Raw genomic sequence first — 14,517 nt, 5'->3', positions numbered from 1 at the left:
GATCTCACCCTTGTCCACGGCAATCGTGCACTCATGCAGAATATCCGGCCCCTTGCCATACCCACCGGTCATGGTGTCACCAATCAAAAACGGCTCACCCATCACTCAGGATCCCTCTTCATCTGGCCAGAAAATATCCCGGGGGCTTTGGGGGCAGAGCCCCCATCCTGAATGATCAAGCGCGCCGCAGGCGCACAACTGAACAACAGAACTCACGCCCCGGCCTCCAGCTTGTCCTTATTCTTCAACCCGGTGCCCAGATAGGCTTCGATCACATGCTCATTGGCCTTGATCTCATCCAAGGTGCCTTCGGCCAGAACCTTGCCCTCGGCCATACAGATGACCGGATCGCAAATCTTGCCGATGAAATCCATGTCGTGCTCGATCACAACAAACGTATAGCCGCGTTCCTTGTTCAGACGCAGGATGGTGTCGGCGATGGTCATCAGCAGGGTGCGGTTCACGCCCGCGCCGACCTCGTCCAGAAACACGATCTTGGCATCGACCATCATGGTGCGGCCAAGCTCCAGCAGTTTCTTCTGCCCGCCCGAGACCTGACCCGCCTTGTGATCGGCCAGATGTTCGATGGTCAGAAACTCCAGCACCTCATCGGCCTTGGCCTTCAGCGCACGTTCCTCATCCGCGATACGCTTGCGCCCGAACCAGGTGTTCCACAACGATTCACCCGATTGCGCACCGGGCACCATCATCAGGTTCTCGCGGCAGGACATTGAGGAAAACTCATGCGCGATCTGGAAGGTGCGCAGCAGACCCTTGTGGAACAGATCATGCGGCGGCAGGCCGGTGATATCCTCACCATCCATGAACACGCGCCCCGAGGTCGGAGGCAAAACCCCCGCGATCACATTGAACAGAGTGGTCTTTCCCGCCCCGTTCGGCCCGATCAGGCCGGTGATCGACCCTTTTTCGATTTCCAGCGAGGCCCCGTCCACCGCGTGAAAACCGCCGAAATGCTTATGCACGTCTTCGACGACGATCATGTTATCCCCTGCCACCGTTTTTGGTGTGCCAACTATCCCCATCCCTCAAAAAGAGGTGCGGGTTTTTCTCATTGAAACAGCCCGGACACAAGGCCCGGGCTGCTTGTTTTTATGATTGATGACGCAGGATCAACGGAAGTTGACGGTCTTGTTCTCGCCGTCGGTGACCTCGATCTCGCGATAGGAACCGGCGCTTTCGCCCGGGCCGATCAGTTCAACGCCCGAGGCGCCGACATAGTCGATGTCCTGGCCTGCGGCCAGCAGTTCCAGACCTTTGGCCAGTTCACCGGGATAGATTTTCTCACCCGGAGCGTTGGCCACATCCATCACCTTGGCACCGTAATCGGCAGGGTTGGTCGAGCCTGCGGCCTGCATGGCCAGCATGAACAATGCCGCCGCGTCATAGGATTCCGGCGAATAGGGTGACGAGCCGTCAAAGCCTGCAGCCTCTGCCATGGCGAAATACTTCTCGGCCCCTTCGCCGCCCGAACCGGCGATCTGACCGAACGAGCCGTTCAGGTCAGGCCCCACATTGGCAGGCAGCGAGTCACCGATCATGCCACCGGGCAGACCGAACGTGTCAAACGCACCGCTGTCCAGCGCCGACTGGATGATGCCCAGACCGCCCTGGTCCAGATAGCCCGCGACCACCAGAATGTCGCCACCGGCCGAGGCCAGCGCACCCACTTCGGCGGAATAGTCGGCCTTGCCGTCTTCGTGCGCGGCCACGATGGTCACTTCACCGCCCGACGCCTCGAACGAGGACTGGATCGCATCCGCCAGACCCTTGCCATAGTCGTTGTTGGTATAGGTCAGCGCGATCGAGGAGATGCCGCGATCGTTCAGAATGTCAGCCATCACCTGACCTTCACGCGCATCCGACGGTGCGGTGCGGAAGAACAACCCGTTGTCTTCCATGGTCGACAGACCCGGCGAGGTGGCCGAAGGCGAGATCATCACCATGCCATTCGGAATAGCGACGTTCTGCAGGATCGCGCCGGTCACGCCCGAGCAGTCGCCGCCAATGATGCCAGCCACGCCATCAGCGATCATGCGTTCCCCGTTTGAGGTCGACAGACCATTGTCGATACAGCCGGTATCGGCGCGGGTGCCAACCACGGTCGCACCGTCCAGCAGTTTGCCGGATTCGGTGACCTCGGCCATTGCCATTTCGGCGCCGGAGCCCATGGCCGGGGCCAGCGATTCAATCGGACCGGTGAAGCCGAACAGAATGCCCAGTTTGACATCATCGGCCATTGCGGTGCCCGCCAGCAAGGCGGTTGCTGCGGTAGCAGTAAGCAGCTTTTTCATACGGTTACTCCCTGTTATGAACGTATTCGTTCTGGGCAAGACCCTAGGCAAGCTGCCCGGAAAAGAAAAGTCCTAACGAAGAGTTGGCTTTTCTGATCCAGCGCTATCTGGTCTGTTGGGGTCAAATCGCCGAAAAACCCGTGGAGAATGAAGATGTTCAGACTGGCCGTATTGCTTGCGTTTCTGGTCGCCGTGGGCGCGGTGGTGGCCGATCAGCTGCGCAGCTCGCTCGGGCCGGTCACCCTGACACGGATGGTTGGCGGCCTCGATACCCCCTGGGCCATCGGCATTCTGCCGGATGGGGCGTTTCTGGTGACTGAACGGGACGGAGAGCTGCTGTATGTGGCGGATGGGGAAATCAGCTGGGTCAAGGGCGCGCCCAAGGTTGCGGCAAATGGGCAGGGCGGGTTGCTGGACGTCACCGTCGCCCGCGATTTCAAGCAAAGCCGCGAAGTGTTCCTGACCTTCTCCAAACCGCAACAGAATGGTGCCGGAACTGCCCTTGCGGTGGCGCGCCTGTCGGAAAACGGCAAACGCCTGACCAATCTGCGCATTGTTTTCGAGGCGATCCCCGGCGGCTCTGGCGGTCGGCATTTCGGCTCTCGCGTGGTTGAGGGCGCGGATGGCACCCTGTTTCTGACCATCGGGGATCGAGGCGACCGTCCCTCGGCGCAGGATTTGGGAACCCATATGGGCTCGGTCATTCGGGTCAACCGGGATGGGACGGTGCCTGTTGATAATCCGTTCATCGGCGACTCCTCGGTGCGGCCCGAAATCTGGTCTTATGGCCATCGCAACCCGCAAGGGGCGGGGCTGGACGCGCAGGGGCGGCTTTGGGTGTCTGAACATGGTGCCAAGGGCGGGGATGAGGTCAATCTGGTGCGCCCGGGTGCCAATTACGGCTGGCCGGTGATTTCCTATGGCGTGCATTATTCGGGCCAGAAGATCGGGGAAGGCAACGCCAAACCCGGCATGCAGCAGCCGGAATATTACTGGGACCCCTCCATCGCCCCGTCCGGGTTGCTGGTCTATTCCGGAAAGCTGTGGCCGGACTGGAAAGGCGACATCTTTGTGGGTTCGCTGAAATTCGACTATATCGCCCGGCTGTCCGGGTCGCCGCTGCGCGAGGTTGAGCAGATCGATGGCCCCGAGACCGAACGCGTCCGCGATATCGTCGAGGCCCCGGACGGGTCGATCTGGTTCATTTCGGTCGGGCAGGGGGCGATCTACCGGATGACCCCGCAATAGTGGTTTTTGCCTAACCTCTTTGATAGATTCCTTAAGCGTCTTTGACGTGAATTCAACTGGTTTTGGTTTTAGTGGATTGGAGTATTCTGAATGAGCGCGTTTGAAATCGAGCATTGTGAACATCTGCCGCCCAAGGATGATCTGAATGGAATACTGTCTCAATATTATGCGGTTATCGTTCAACGCATGCAGGACATGGGGTTCGAGATCGATCCCGCAGCACCGCAGAGCGCGTTGGAAGAGTTCTGGACAAATGCCGAAGATTATCTGCCGCCCAATGGCTGTCTGCTCGTGGCAAGAAAGACGACCGGTGAAATCGTCGGCTGCGGGATGATGAGGCGGTTCGACGAGCATACCGGTGAGCTCAAGAGGGTGTTCGTCTCGGACACGGCCCGGGGTACGGGCACCGGGCGCGCTTTGATCGAAGCACGGGAACAGGTTGCGCGAGACATGGGATTGAAACGGCTGATCGCCGACACGCTGACCCCCAATATCGAGATGCGGGATCTATACCCAAAGCTTGGATTTGTTGAACTGGATGAACCGATCGAGACGACAACATATATCGACCAGCCGATGTTGCGGCCTCATCTGCATTTCTTCGCCAAAGAGCTTTAAGGGGTTCGGTCGCGCGGTCAGACCGACAACCGACCCGCCTGCGCCCCGCGTTCGCGATAAGGCGTGGTGTTGTAATGTGCCCGGTAGCATTTCGAGAAATGGCTGGGCGAGGCAAAACCGCAGGCCAGCGCCACGTTGATCACGCTCATATCCGTTTGCATCAGCAGGTTGCGCGCCTTGTGCAGGCGCAGTTCCATGTAATAGCGCTTGGGCGAGCGGCTCAGGTAGCGGCGGAACAGGCGTTCCAACTGGCGGGTGGACATGCCCACATCCTTGGCCAGAACCGACGGTGAAATCGGCTCTTCGATGTTCTTTTCCATCATCAGGATAACCTGGCTCAGCTTGGGATGACGGACGCCGATCCGGGTGGGGGTCGACAGGCGCTGGGTGTCCTGATCGGTGCGGATCGAGGAATAGATCATCTGATCGGCCACCGCATTGGCCAGATCCTCGCCGTAATCTTCGGCGATCAGTTTCAGCATCAGGTCGATGGACGAGGTCCCGCCCGCCGTGGTCATCCGGTTGCCGTCGATCTGGAACACCGATTTGGTCAGCTCGACCGTATCGAATTCCTCGGAGAAACTGTCCGAGTTTTCCCAGTGGATCGTGGCCCGCTTGCCCTCAAGCAACCCGGCCTTGGCCAGCGTATAGGCGGCAGTACACAGCCCGCCGATCTTCAACCCCTTGCGGGCCTCGCGGCGCAGCCAGTTCAGCACCTTTTTGGTGGTGGCCGCCTGAACCTCGACCCCGCCGCAGACCAGCACGACCTGATCCCGCTGCAGCTCATTCAGGTCGCAATCCAGCTTGAAGGTGGTTCCGGCGGAACATTTCACCAGATCGCCGCCTTCACCGGCCAGCGTCCATGTGTAAAGCTCGCGGTCGGACATGCGGTTGGCGATCCGCAGGCTGTCCAGCGCCGAGGCGAAAGACAGCAGCGAGAACTTGTCCAGCAGGACAAAGACAAAACTTTTCGGCTTTGTGGTATCGTTATCCACAGTGACAACTTGGCGTTGCTCTTGCATGGCGCACTGTCCTTGATTCGGTTCGGACCGGCCCGTGCGGGTCGGTGGAATTGCCAGACACCATGCTCAAAGCTTGTTTGCGGCGTCAAGAGGCGCAAATGGGATATGGCCTCTCATCGATGCATTTTGTATAGAGACCACCTGAAATACCTCAGCGGAGATCCAAGCTATGACCGAGTGGCAAAAATCGAACTGGCGCAACAAGCCGCGGGTTCAGATGCCCGACTATACCGACCCGGCCGCACTGGCCAAGGTTGAGGCGCAGCTTTCGCAGTATCCCCCGCTGGTTTTTGCGGGCGAGGCGCGGCGTCTGAAACAACATCTGGGCGCGGCTGGCCGGGGTGAGGCCTTCCTGCTGCAAGGCGGCGATTGTGCCGAAAGCTTTGAACAGTTCAGCGCGGACGCGATCCGCGACACGTTCAAGGTGATGCTGCAGATGGCGATGGTGCTGACCTATGGCGCCAAGGTGCCAGTGGTCAAAGTGGGCCGCATGGCCGGTCAGTTCGCCAAGCCGCGCAGTGCGCCGACCGAAGTGGTCGATGGTGTGGAACTGCCCAGCTACCGTGGTGACATCATCAACGAACTGGCCTTCACGCCCGAGGCCCGCATTCCGAACCCGCAGAAAATGCTGCAGGCCTACACGCAGGCGGCAGCGACGCTGAACCTGCTGCGCGCTTTCTCGACCGGGGGTTTCGCGGATATGAGCCGCGTCCACGCCTGGACGCTTGGCTTTACCGACGAACAGGACGAACAGAAGTATTCGGAAATCGCTGATCGCATTCAGGACAGCATCGATTTCATGGGGGCTGCGGGGATCACGGCGGACACCACGCATGAATTCTCGACCGTTGAATTCTACACCAGCCACGAAGGGCTGCTGCTGGAATATGAAGAGGCGCTGACGCGGATGGATTCGACCTCGGGCAACTGGCTTGCCGGGTCGGGTCACATGATCTGGATCGGCGACCGCACCCGTCAGCCTGACGGCGCGCATGTGGAATTCTGCCGTGGCGTGCAGAACCCGATCGGTCTGAAATGCGGCCCGACCACCACGGCCGAGGACCTCAAGGTGCTGATGTCCAAGCTGAACCCCGAAAACGAAGAGGGTCGCCTGACCCTGATCGCGCGTTTCGGTGCCGGCAAGGCGGGTGAGCATCTGCCGCGTCTGGTCAAGGCCGTGAAGGAAGAGGGTGCCAAGGTGACCTGGGTCTGCGACCCGATGCATGGCAACACGATCAAATCGGCCACCGGCTACAAGACCCGGCCCTTCGATTCGGTGCTACGTGAGGTGCGCGACTTCTTCGGTGTGCATCAGGCCGAGGGCACCATCCCCGGCGGTGTGCATTTCGAGATGACCGGTCTGGACGTCACCGAATGCACCGGCGGCGTGCGTGCCGTGACCGAAGAGGATCTGTCGGATCGTTACCACACCGCCTGCGACCCGCGCCTGAACGCCTCGCAATCGCTGGAGCTGGCCTTCCTGGTGGCCGAAGAGCTGACCAACCTGCGCCGCGACCGCAAGAAGCGCGCGGCCAGCTGATCCGTAGGTTCATGACTGCAGAACGGCGGGCCTTGAGTGCCCGCCGTTTTTCTTTGGTCAATCGTCGCGGGACGAGACCAGCCGCAGATGCGGTTTGCGGGGTTCGAACCCCTCCTGATCCTCAGCAAACCCGGCAACCTTGTTCGGCGCAGGTTTTGGCGGCAGTTGAACATCGGCCACTTTGCGCACCCGACTGTCAGAGATGGTGAAGCGGCGCGGCGTGGTGCCAATGGTGCCATCGCTGACCATCACACCCAGAATGCGGCTGACATCGCCCAGATCGCTTTTCAGCGGCAGCAGAATCATCCGCGCCTGCAAGCGCGCGCGGCCCAGATTTCCGGATGAGATCACGCTCAACTCGGTCACGGCGGGGGCCGAGAACACCTGTTCCAGATGGGTCTTCACCTCATCCCGCGCGCCAGCTTCGAAAAAGGCAGTCAGCGGCATGCCGCGCACCTCCATCCCGGCCAGTTTGTTCAGGTGGCTGCCCGCCAGACGAAACCGCGCGAGCCCCGGTGCGATGCGTTCCAGGATGAAGGTATATTCCAGAATATTCTCCAGCCCGCGCGGGTCGATCTGTGACCGCATCGGCACGCCGTCGCCGGTCAGCAACGCGGTCCAATACGCTTCGGCCTGACGGATGGGGGACAGGCTGCGCCCACTGTCAAAGCGATCCATTGCAACGATCTTCCCAAAATTCGAGCCGGAACCAGTCCCGAAAAAACTTTTCATTTTCATCACCCTAACGTCAATCCGCCGCGATTTGTCTAAAATGCCGTGTAATGGGCAGAACGGCGACACACCAGCCGGTGTGACCACAAGATTGGCACGGGTTAATACAATTTTGGAGGAATTCTTTAACGAATGGTTAACTTCCGTCGCGGACGCGCGCAATAAGCAAGGTCTTGCCCCCGGGCAGGCGATGGCATTAGGTGCGGCAAGTGCGCCGCAGGATGGAAAGGGCAGGCATGATCAAATCCATGACCGGTTTCGCGTCAGGCAAAGGCGCGTTGGGCCCCCATAGCTGGAGCTGGGAGCTGCGCAGCGTCAACGGCAAGGGGCTGGATATGCGCCTGCGGGTGCCCGACTGGCTGACCGGGCTTGAAGCCGCCCTGCGATCCGATCTGTCCGGCGCTGTCGGGCGCGGCAATGTCACCCTGTCGCTGCGTGTCACCCGCGAAGAAAGCGCGACCGAATTGCAATTGAACGCCTCGGCGATGCAAGCGGCGCTGGCCGCGCTGGCGCAGACCGAGACGATGGCCGCCGCGCAGGGGCTGGCCCTAACCCCGTCGCGGGCCAGCGATCTTCTGGGGCTGAAAGGCATGATGGATGCCGGAAATGAAGACGACGATCCGGCGCCATTGGTTGCGCAGCTAAGAACGGAATTCAAAGGGCTATTGGCCGACTTCCTGACCATGCGCCAAACCGAGGGGCAGGCACTGGCCGACATCCTGAACGCGCAACTGGACCAGATCGCCACGCTAACTGATCAGGCCGCAGCACTGGCCGAACAGCGCCGGGATGAGATGGCGCAAAACCTGCGCGACAACCTTGCCCGCGTGCTGGACAACGCCCAGGGTGCCGATCCCGACCGGGTGGCGCAGGAACTGGCTCTGATCGCGGTCAAGGCCGACATTACCGAGGAAATCGACCGTCTGGCCGCCCATGTCACCACCGCACGGGCGCTGCTGGCGCAGGACGGCCCCGTCGGACGCAAGCTGGATTTCCTGACGCAAGAATTCAACCGTGAGGCCAACACGCTCTGTTCGAAATCCCAGAATGCCGAGTTGACCTCGGTCGGGTTAGAGCTGAAGGCGGTCATCGATCAGATGCGCGAGCAAGTGCAGAACGTGGAATAACAGATGGAAAGCACACATATGGCGGATCGCCGAGGTCTATTGATCATCCTGTCCTCGCCCTCGGGCGCGGGTAAATCCACGCTGGCGCGACGGCTGATGCAATGGGACAGCGGGCTGGAGTTTTCGGTTTCGGCCACCACCCGCGCCCCGCGCCCCGGTGAAGAGCATGGGCGCGAATATTACTTCCTGTCCGAAGACACTTTCAAACAGCAGGTAGCCGACGGGCAGATGCTGGAACACGCCCACGTCTTCGGCAACTTCTACGGCTCGCCCGCCGGGCCGGTGCGCGACTCGATCAATCAGGGGCGCGACGTGCTGTTCGATGTTGATTGGCAGGGCGAGGTGCAGATCAGGAACTCGGACCTGGGTAAACACGCGCTGTCGATCTTCATCCTGCCGCCCTCGATCCGCGAATTGCGGCGACGGTTGGAGACGCGCGGGCAGGACAGCGACGATGTGATCGCCAAGCGGATGCTGAAAAGCTGGGATGAGATCAGCCATTGGGGCTATTACGATTACGTCCTGATCAATGACGATCTGGACGCCACCGAAGAAAAACTGAAAACCATCGTCAGCGCCGAGCGGATGCGCCGTATTCAGCAACCCAGCCTGCAAACCCATATCCGCACGTTGCAGACCGAGTTCGAGGGGCTGTCATGACCATCTACGCGTTGGACGGGCACGCACCGCAGATTGACGCCGATACATGGGTCGCCCCGGATGCCAACCTGATTGGCAAGGTGGTGCTGGAACCCGGCGCCTCGGTCTGGTTCGGCTGCACAATCCGCGCCGATCATGAAGAGATTCGCGTAGGCGCGGGCAGCAATGTGCAGGAAAACTGCGTCATGCATATCGATGCCGGGTATCCGCTGACGATTGGCAAGAACTGCACCATCGGGCACAAGGTCATGCTGCATGGCTGCACGATTGGCGACAATAGCCTGATCGGCATGGGGGCCATCGTGCTGAACGGCGCAAAGATCGGGCGCAATTGCCTGATCGGGGCAGGGGCCCTGATCACCGAAGGCAAGGAAATCCCCGACAATTCACTGGTCATGGGCGCGCCGGGCAAGGTGGTGCGGCAGTTGGATGAGGCGGCGGCGCAGAAAATCACCCTCAGCGCGTTGCATTATCAGGACAACATGCGCCGGTTTCGGGACACGTTGACGCCTGTTTCGTAATCTGTTCCATCCGCAGGGGCTCTGCCATGTCTCAGGTTTTGATTGATGAATGCGTCTCGGCCATACCGATGCCCGCTTTGGTGGTGGATCGGTCGGAACGGATCATTGCGGCAAACGGTGATGCGGTGGGGCTGCTGGGTCAGAACATCACGGGGCGCCATTACGCCACGATCCTGCGCCAGCCGCAGGTGATCGAGGCGCTGGAGCAGTGTTTGCGCAGCAAAAAACCGGCCCGTACCCGCCACCTGTCCAATGACGGGGCGCAGGACACCACGTTTCAGGTCGAATGCCGCTATATGAACACGGTTGCGGAGGGTGGTGCCGCTCTGGTGGTGTTTCAGGACGTGACCCATCTGGAACAGGCCAGCCAGATGCGCCGGGATTTCGTCACCAATGTCAGCCATGAATTGCGCACGCCGCTGACCGCGCTGATGGGGTTCATCGAAACCCTGCGCGGCCCCGCGCGCGAGGATGCCGCCGCGCGCGAGCGGTTCCTGCAGATCATGACGGATGAGGCCAATCGGATGAACCGGTTGGTGGGCGATCTGTTGTCACTGAACCGCGTCGAAAGCGAGGAACGGGTGCGCCCGACCGAGCAGGTGGACCTGACCGGCTTGCTGCAATCGACGCTGAATTCCTTGCGTCCACTGGGGGATGGCGCCTCGGTGGCGCTGGTACTGAACGCCCCGCCGGACCCGGTTCACCTGCCGGGTGACAGTGATCAGCTGCGGCAGGTCTTCACCAACCTGATCGAGAACGCGATCAAATATGGTGAGGGCGGTGAAAGCGTCACGATCACCATTCTGCCCGTCGACCGCGACAAGGCGATCCGGGGACCAGCGGTGCGGGTGCAGGTCGCAGATCAGGGGCCGGGCATCGACCCCACCCACCTGCCGCGCCTGACCGAGCGGTTTTACCGCGCCGACAGCCACCGCTCGCGCCAATTGGGGGGCACCGGGCTGGGGTTGGCGATTGTCAAACATATCATCAACCGTCACCGTGGGCGGCTGCGGGTGGAAAGCGAGTTGGGCAAAGGGTCGGTCTTCACCGTCATCCTGCCCCGCTGACCGGCGGATTTTTCCTCTGCCGATCAGTTTTCCCGGGCTTTGTCATGAAACTGTTACATAGCTGTCACAAAAGACTTACGCGCGACTCATAGGGATGCGCCCGAGGTCACCATAGGGGTGATCATATGAAATCGTACCAAGGAGACTGAGATGTCCTTTGTAAAACTGTCGGCTTCGGCTTTGACCATCGCGGCTGTATCGGCCACTGCGGCTGTTGCACGTGATCAGGTTCAGGTTGCCGGTTCGTCGACTGTGCTGCCTTATGCCTCGATCGTTGCCGAAGCCTTCGGTGAGAATTTTGACTTCCCGACCCCGGTTGTTGAATCCGGCGGGTCCTCGGCCGGTCTGAAGCGGTTCTGTGAAGGTGTGGGCGAAAACACCATCGACGTGGCCAATGCCTCGCGCAAGATCCGTGAAAAAGAGATCAAGGCCTGTGCCGACAATGGTGTGACCGACATCATCGAAGTGCAGATCGGCTATGACGGCATCGTCTTTGCCAATGACATCAACGGCAACACCTTCGAATTCACCCCGGAAGACTGGTACAAGGCGCTGGCCGCCAAGATCGTCGTGGATGGCGCGGTTGTGGACAACCCGAACCAGACCTGGGCCGATGTGAACCCGAACTTCCCCGCACAACCCATCGCGGCCTTCATTCCGGGCACCAAGCACGGCACCCGCGAAGTCTTCGAGGACAAGGTCATTCTGGCCGGGTGTGAGCATCTGGGCGATTTCGACGTCTTCAAGGCCGCTGCCGGTGACGACAAGAAAGCCGCTGAAAAGCAGTGCATCGCCATCCGGACCGACGGCAAATCGGTTGATATCGACGGTGACTACACTGAAACTCTGGCCCGCATCGACAGCAACAAGGACGGCATCGGCGTCTTTGGTCTGGCGTTCTACGAGAACAACACCGACAAGCTGCAAGTCGCGACCATGTCGGACATCGTGCCCTCGACCGAGACCATCGCATCGGGCGAATACCCGGTCTCGCGCCCGCTGTTCTTCTACGTGAAGAAAGCGCATATCGGCGTGATCCCCGGCCTGAAGGAATATGCCGAGTTCTTCGTCGCGGACGAGATCGCAGGCCCCGATGGCCCGCTGGCCGAATACGGTCTGGTCTCGGACCCGGAGCTGGCCACGGTTCAGGACGCTGTTGCCAATGAAACCGTTCTGGGCGGCGGTTCCTGATCACTCTTGCATGTGGAACCGGGGCGATCTATGCGCGCCCCGGTTCTTTTTGACTCCTAACTCTGCCATCCCCACGGAGCTCTCATGGCGATATCCTGGCTGTTGCTGATCCTGCTGGCCCTGGCAGCGATTGGATTTTTCTCGGGCCGGTCCCGTGCATTGGCAAGTGCGGGTGGAAACGCCCGGCAATTGCATTCTTTGCCATCCTACTATGGCTATAACGTTGCACTGACGGCGCTGGTTCCGGCCCTGGGGGTGCTGATCGTCTGGCTGCTGGTGCAGCCTCTGGTCGTCAACGGGACGGTTTCGGGCATGATCCCGGATCAGGCTATCCCTGACGGGTCCGACCGCGGTTTGGTCATGAGCGAGGTCCGCCGCGTGGCAGACGGTCTGGATGGCGCGGTGGCGTCTGGGGCGCTGTCTGACGCTGTGGCCCGCGATGCGGAGGCTGACATTGACACGTTGACGGCGGCCCTGAAGGACGCCGGGCAGGTCCTGACGCAAGAGATCACCCGCCCCGTCCTGCAAGCCGCGCAATCCTATCGCAGCATGAACGCGGTCGGAGAGGTCGCGATGCAGGCGGTGGTTCTGCTGGTGGCACTGCTGGGGGCTGCCTTTGCCTATATCCGCACCCACAAGGAATTCCGCGCCCGCAATGTGGTGGAGCAGGGAATACTGGCCCTGCTGCTGCTGGCGGCTTCTATCGCGATCCTGACCACGGTGGGCATTGTCCTGTCGATGCTGTTCGAGACGATGAATTTCTTCCAGATGCACTCGTGGAAAGACTTCTTCTTCGGCAGCACCTGGGCCCCGAATTTCCGGGGTGGCAGTGAGCTGTCGATCCTGCCGCTGTTGTGGGGCACGCTTTATATTTCGCTGATCGCGCTGCTGGTGGCGGTGCCGATCGGGCTGTTTGCTGCCATTTATCTGTCAGAATACGCCTCGGGCGCGACGCGGGCGATCGCTAAGCCCCTGTTGGAGATTTTGGCCGGTATTCCCACCATCGTTTACGGCCTGTTTGCCCTGCTGACGGTCGGCCCGGCGCTGGTGGCGCTGTTCGGGCAGGGTGGGGCGCTGGGTGTGGGCTGGATGGCCAGCTCTAACGCGGTGCTGACTGCCGGGCTTGTGATGGGGATCATGCTGATCCCGTTCGTATCCTCACTGTCCGATGACATCATCAACGCGGTGCCGCAGGCGATGCGTGACGGCTCGCTGGGTTTGGGCGCAACGCATTCGGAAACCGTGCGTCAGGTGGTTCTGCCCGCCGCGCTGCCCGGTATCGTGGGCGCGATTCTGCTGGCCGCCAGCCGTGCCATTGGCGAGACGATGATTGTTGTCATGGCCGCCGGTGCTATCGCCAAATTCTCGGGCAACCCGTTCGAGGCGATGACCACCATCACCACCCGCATCGTCAGCCAGTTGACCGGCGATACCGATTTCGCCAGCCCCGAAACGCTGGTGGCCTTCGCGCTGGGTCTGACCCTGTTCGTCATCACGCTGGGGCTGAACATCCTCGCCCTCTACGTCGTGCGCAAATATCGGGAGCAGTACGAATGACCGATCAATCCCAATCTCCCGCAAATGCGCGCAAGGGCGGGTCCCTGTTCGAACAGGACGCCCGCACCAAGCGGCGCAACGCGGCCGAGAGCCGGTTCAAGATGTACGGCATCGCCGCCATCGGGGTCGGCCTGCTGATGCTGGTCGTGCTGGTCACCAATATCGTGACCGCAGGCACCGGAGCCTTCCAGCAGACCTATCTGGAACTGGACGTAACCTTGCGCGCCGACAAGCTGGACAAGAAGGGCAATCGCAACATTGAGGACATCAAGAAGGTCTCGACCTTCGGCTACGCGCCGCTAATTGCGGATGCGCTGAAGACCGAGGTCGAGGCACTGGGCATCCAGACCGACCTGAGCGCCAAGCAGATGGGAAAAATCCTGTCCAAGGCGGCACAAGCCGAGCTGCGGAACTATGTGATCGCCAACCCCGGCAAGATCGGCGAGACAATCAGCTTTCGCTTTCTGACCAACAGTCGGGTGGATGGCTATATCAAGGGCCGCGTAACGCGCGCATCCATTGCCAATGACAAGAGCATCTCGGTCGCGCAGCTGGATTTCGTCGATCAACTGCGCGATGCGGGCGTTCTTTACAAGGCGTTCAACCCCAGCTTCATCTTCGGTGCCGATGCCTCTGACCAACGGCCCGAGGCGGCGGGGATCGGTGTTTCCATGCTGGGCTCGCTGTTCATGATGTTCGTGGTGCTGGCGCTGGCGCTGCCCATCGGGGTTGCGGCTTCGATCTATCTGGAAGAATTCGCGCCGCAGAACCGGCTGACCGATATTATCGAGGTCAATATCTCGAACCTGGCCGCCGTGCCGTCCATCGTGTTTGGTATTCTGGGGCTGGCCGTGTTCATCAACTACATGCACCTGCCGACCTCGGCCCCGCTGGTGGGTGGTCTGGTGCTGACGCTGATGAC

General features: G+C 60.7%; 14 protein-coding genes and 1 pseudogene. 10 read left to right on the top strand and 5 right to left on the bottom strand.

The annotated features are described in order from the left end of the window. The 3 genes and pseudogenes from MPJ51_RS00905 to MPJ51_RS00895 all read right to left on the bottom strand — a co-directional run. Nucleotides 1-102, bottom strand: a pseudogene (locus MPJ51_RS00905) (ABC transporter ATP-binding protein); the annotation flags it as partial. Between the two features lie 110 nt (nucleotides 103-212). After that, on the bottom strand, nucleotides 213-1,001 hold the full coding sequence (locus MPJ51_RS00900) for an ABC transporter ATP-binding protein (RefSeq protein WP_298381105.1): 789 nt from the start codon (nucleotides 999-1,001) through the stop codon (nucleotides 213-215). A 129-nt stretch (nucleotides 1,002-1,130) separates the two neighbouring features. Then, nucleotides 1,131-2,312 (bottom strand): ABC transporter substrate-binding protein, encoded by a 1,182-nt coding sequence (locus tag MPJ51_RS00895; RefSeq protein WP_298381104.1) that lies wholly within the window; start codon nucleotides 2,310-2,312, stop codon nucleotides 1,131-1,133. A gap of 153 nt (nucleotides 2,313-2,465) precedes the next feature. Between MPJ51_RS00895 and MPJ51_RS00890 the strand changes: the two genes are divergently transcribed. Beyond that, entirely contained in the window at nucleotides 2,466-3,560 is a 1,095-nt protein-coding gene (locus MPJ51_RS00890; protein WP_298381103.1) for a PQQ-dependent sugar dehydrogenase, read from the top strand. Nucleotides 3,561-3,650: 90 nt separating this feature from the next. Then, the gene (locus MPJ51_RS00885) at nucleotides 3,651-4,178 is read left to right on the top strand and encodes a GNAT family N-acetyltransferase (RefSeq protein WP_298381102.1); all 528 of its coding nucleotides are present in this window, start codon (nucleotides 3,651-3,653) and stop codon (nucleotides 4,176-4,178) included. Between the two features lie 17 nt (nucleotides 4,179-4,195). Here the strand turns inward: MPJ51_RS00885 and MPJ51_RS00880 are convergent, their stop codons facing one another. After that, on the bottom strand, nucleotides 4,196-5,200 hold the full coding sequence (locus tag MPJ51_RS00880) for a GlxA family transcriptional regulator (protein WP_298381101.1): 1,005 nt from the start codon (nucleotides 5,198-5,200) through the stop codon (nucleotides 4,196-4,198). 169 nt (nucleotides 5,201-5,369) lie between these two features. Between MPJ51_RS00880 and MPJ51_RS00875 the strand changes: the two genes are divergently transcribed. Further along, the gene (locus MPJ51_RS00875; RefSeq protein WP_298381100.1) at nucleotides 5,370-6,740 is read left to right on the top strand and encodes a 3-deoxy-7-phosphoheptulonate synthase class II; all 1,371 of its coding nucleotides are present in this window, start codon (nucleotides 5,370-5,372) and stop codon (nucleotides 6,738-6,740) included. A gap of 57 nt (nucleotides 6,741-6,797) precedes the next feature. Here the strand turns inward: MPJ51_RS00875 and MPJ51_RS00870 are convergent, their stop codons facing one another. Next, the gene (locus tag MPJ51_RS00870; protein ID WP_298381099.1) at nucleotides 6,798-7,418 is read right to left on the bottom strand and encodes a PAS domain-containing protein; all 621 of its coding nucleotides are present in this window, start codon (nucleotides 7,416-7,418) and stop codon (nucleotides 6,798-6,800) included. A 290-nt stretch (nucleotides 7,419-7,708) separates the two neighbouring features. On the opposite strand from MPJ51_RS00870, the gene MPJ51_RS00865 reads away from it, so the two are divergent. The 7 genes from MPJ51_RS00865 to MPJ51_RS00835 all read left to right on the top strand — a co-directional run. Further along, entirely contained in the window at nucleotides 7,709-8,599 is an 891-nt protein-coding gene (locus MPJ51_RS00865) for a YicC/YloC family endoribonuclease (protein ID WP_298381098.1), read from the top strand. Between the two features lie 18 nt (nucleotides 8,600-8,617). Then, nucleotides 8,618-9,259, top strand: a complete 642-nt coding sequence (gene gmk / locus MPJ51_RS00860; protein WP_298381196.1) for a guanylate kinase — start codon at nucleotides 8,618-8,620, stop codon at nucleotides 9,257-9,259. Continuing rightward, a complete protein-coding gene (locus MPJ51_RS00855) occupies nucleotides 9,256-9,780 on the top strand; it encodes a gamma carbonic anhydrase family protein (protein ID WP_298381097.1) in 525 nt (174 codons plus the stop codon). Before gmk ends, MPJ51_RS00855 begins: the two co-directional genes overlap by 4 nt. Nucleotides 9,781-9,806: 26 nt before the next feature. Beyond that, on the top strand, nucleotides 9,807-10,847 hold the full coding sequence (locus MPJ51_RS00850) for an ATP-binding protein (RefSeq protein WP_298381096.1): 1,041 nt from the start codon (nucleotides 9,807-9,809) through the stop codon (nucleotides 10,845-10,847). A gap of 150 nt (nucleotides 10,848-10,997) precedes the next feature. Further along, nucleotides 10,998-12,038 carry a substrate-binding domain-containing protein gene (locus tag MPJ51_RS00845; RefSeq protein ID WP_298381095.1) on the top strand — a complete coding sequence of 347 codons (1,041 nt, stop codon included), beginning with the start codon at nucleotides 10,998-11,000 and terminating at the stop codon, nucleotides 12,036-12,038. 84 nt (nucleotides 12,039-12,122) lie between these two features. Continuing rightward, a complete protein-coding gene (gene pstC / locus MPJ51_RS00840) occupies nucleotides 12,123-13,595 on the top strand; it encodes a phosphate ABC transporter permease subunit PstC (protein WP_298381094.1) in 1,473 nt (490 codons plus the stop codon). Beyond that, on the top strand, nucleotides 13,592-14,517 hold a 926-nt coding region (locus tag MPJ51_RS00835; RefSeq protein WP_298381093.1), incomplete at its 3' end, for a DUF3333 domain-containing protein. The genes pstC and MPJ51_RS00835, both read left to right, overlap by 4 nt.

The organism is Ruegeria sp. (assembly GCF_028066395.1).
Lineage (GTDB): Bacteria > Pseudomonadota > Alphaproteobacteria > Rhodobacterales > Rhodobacteraceae > Ruegeria.
This window is presented reverse-complemented; position numbering and strand designations above follow the sequence as displayed.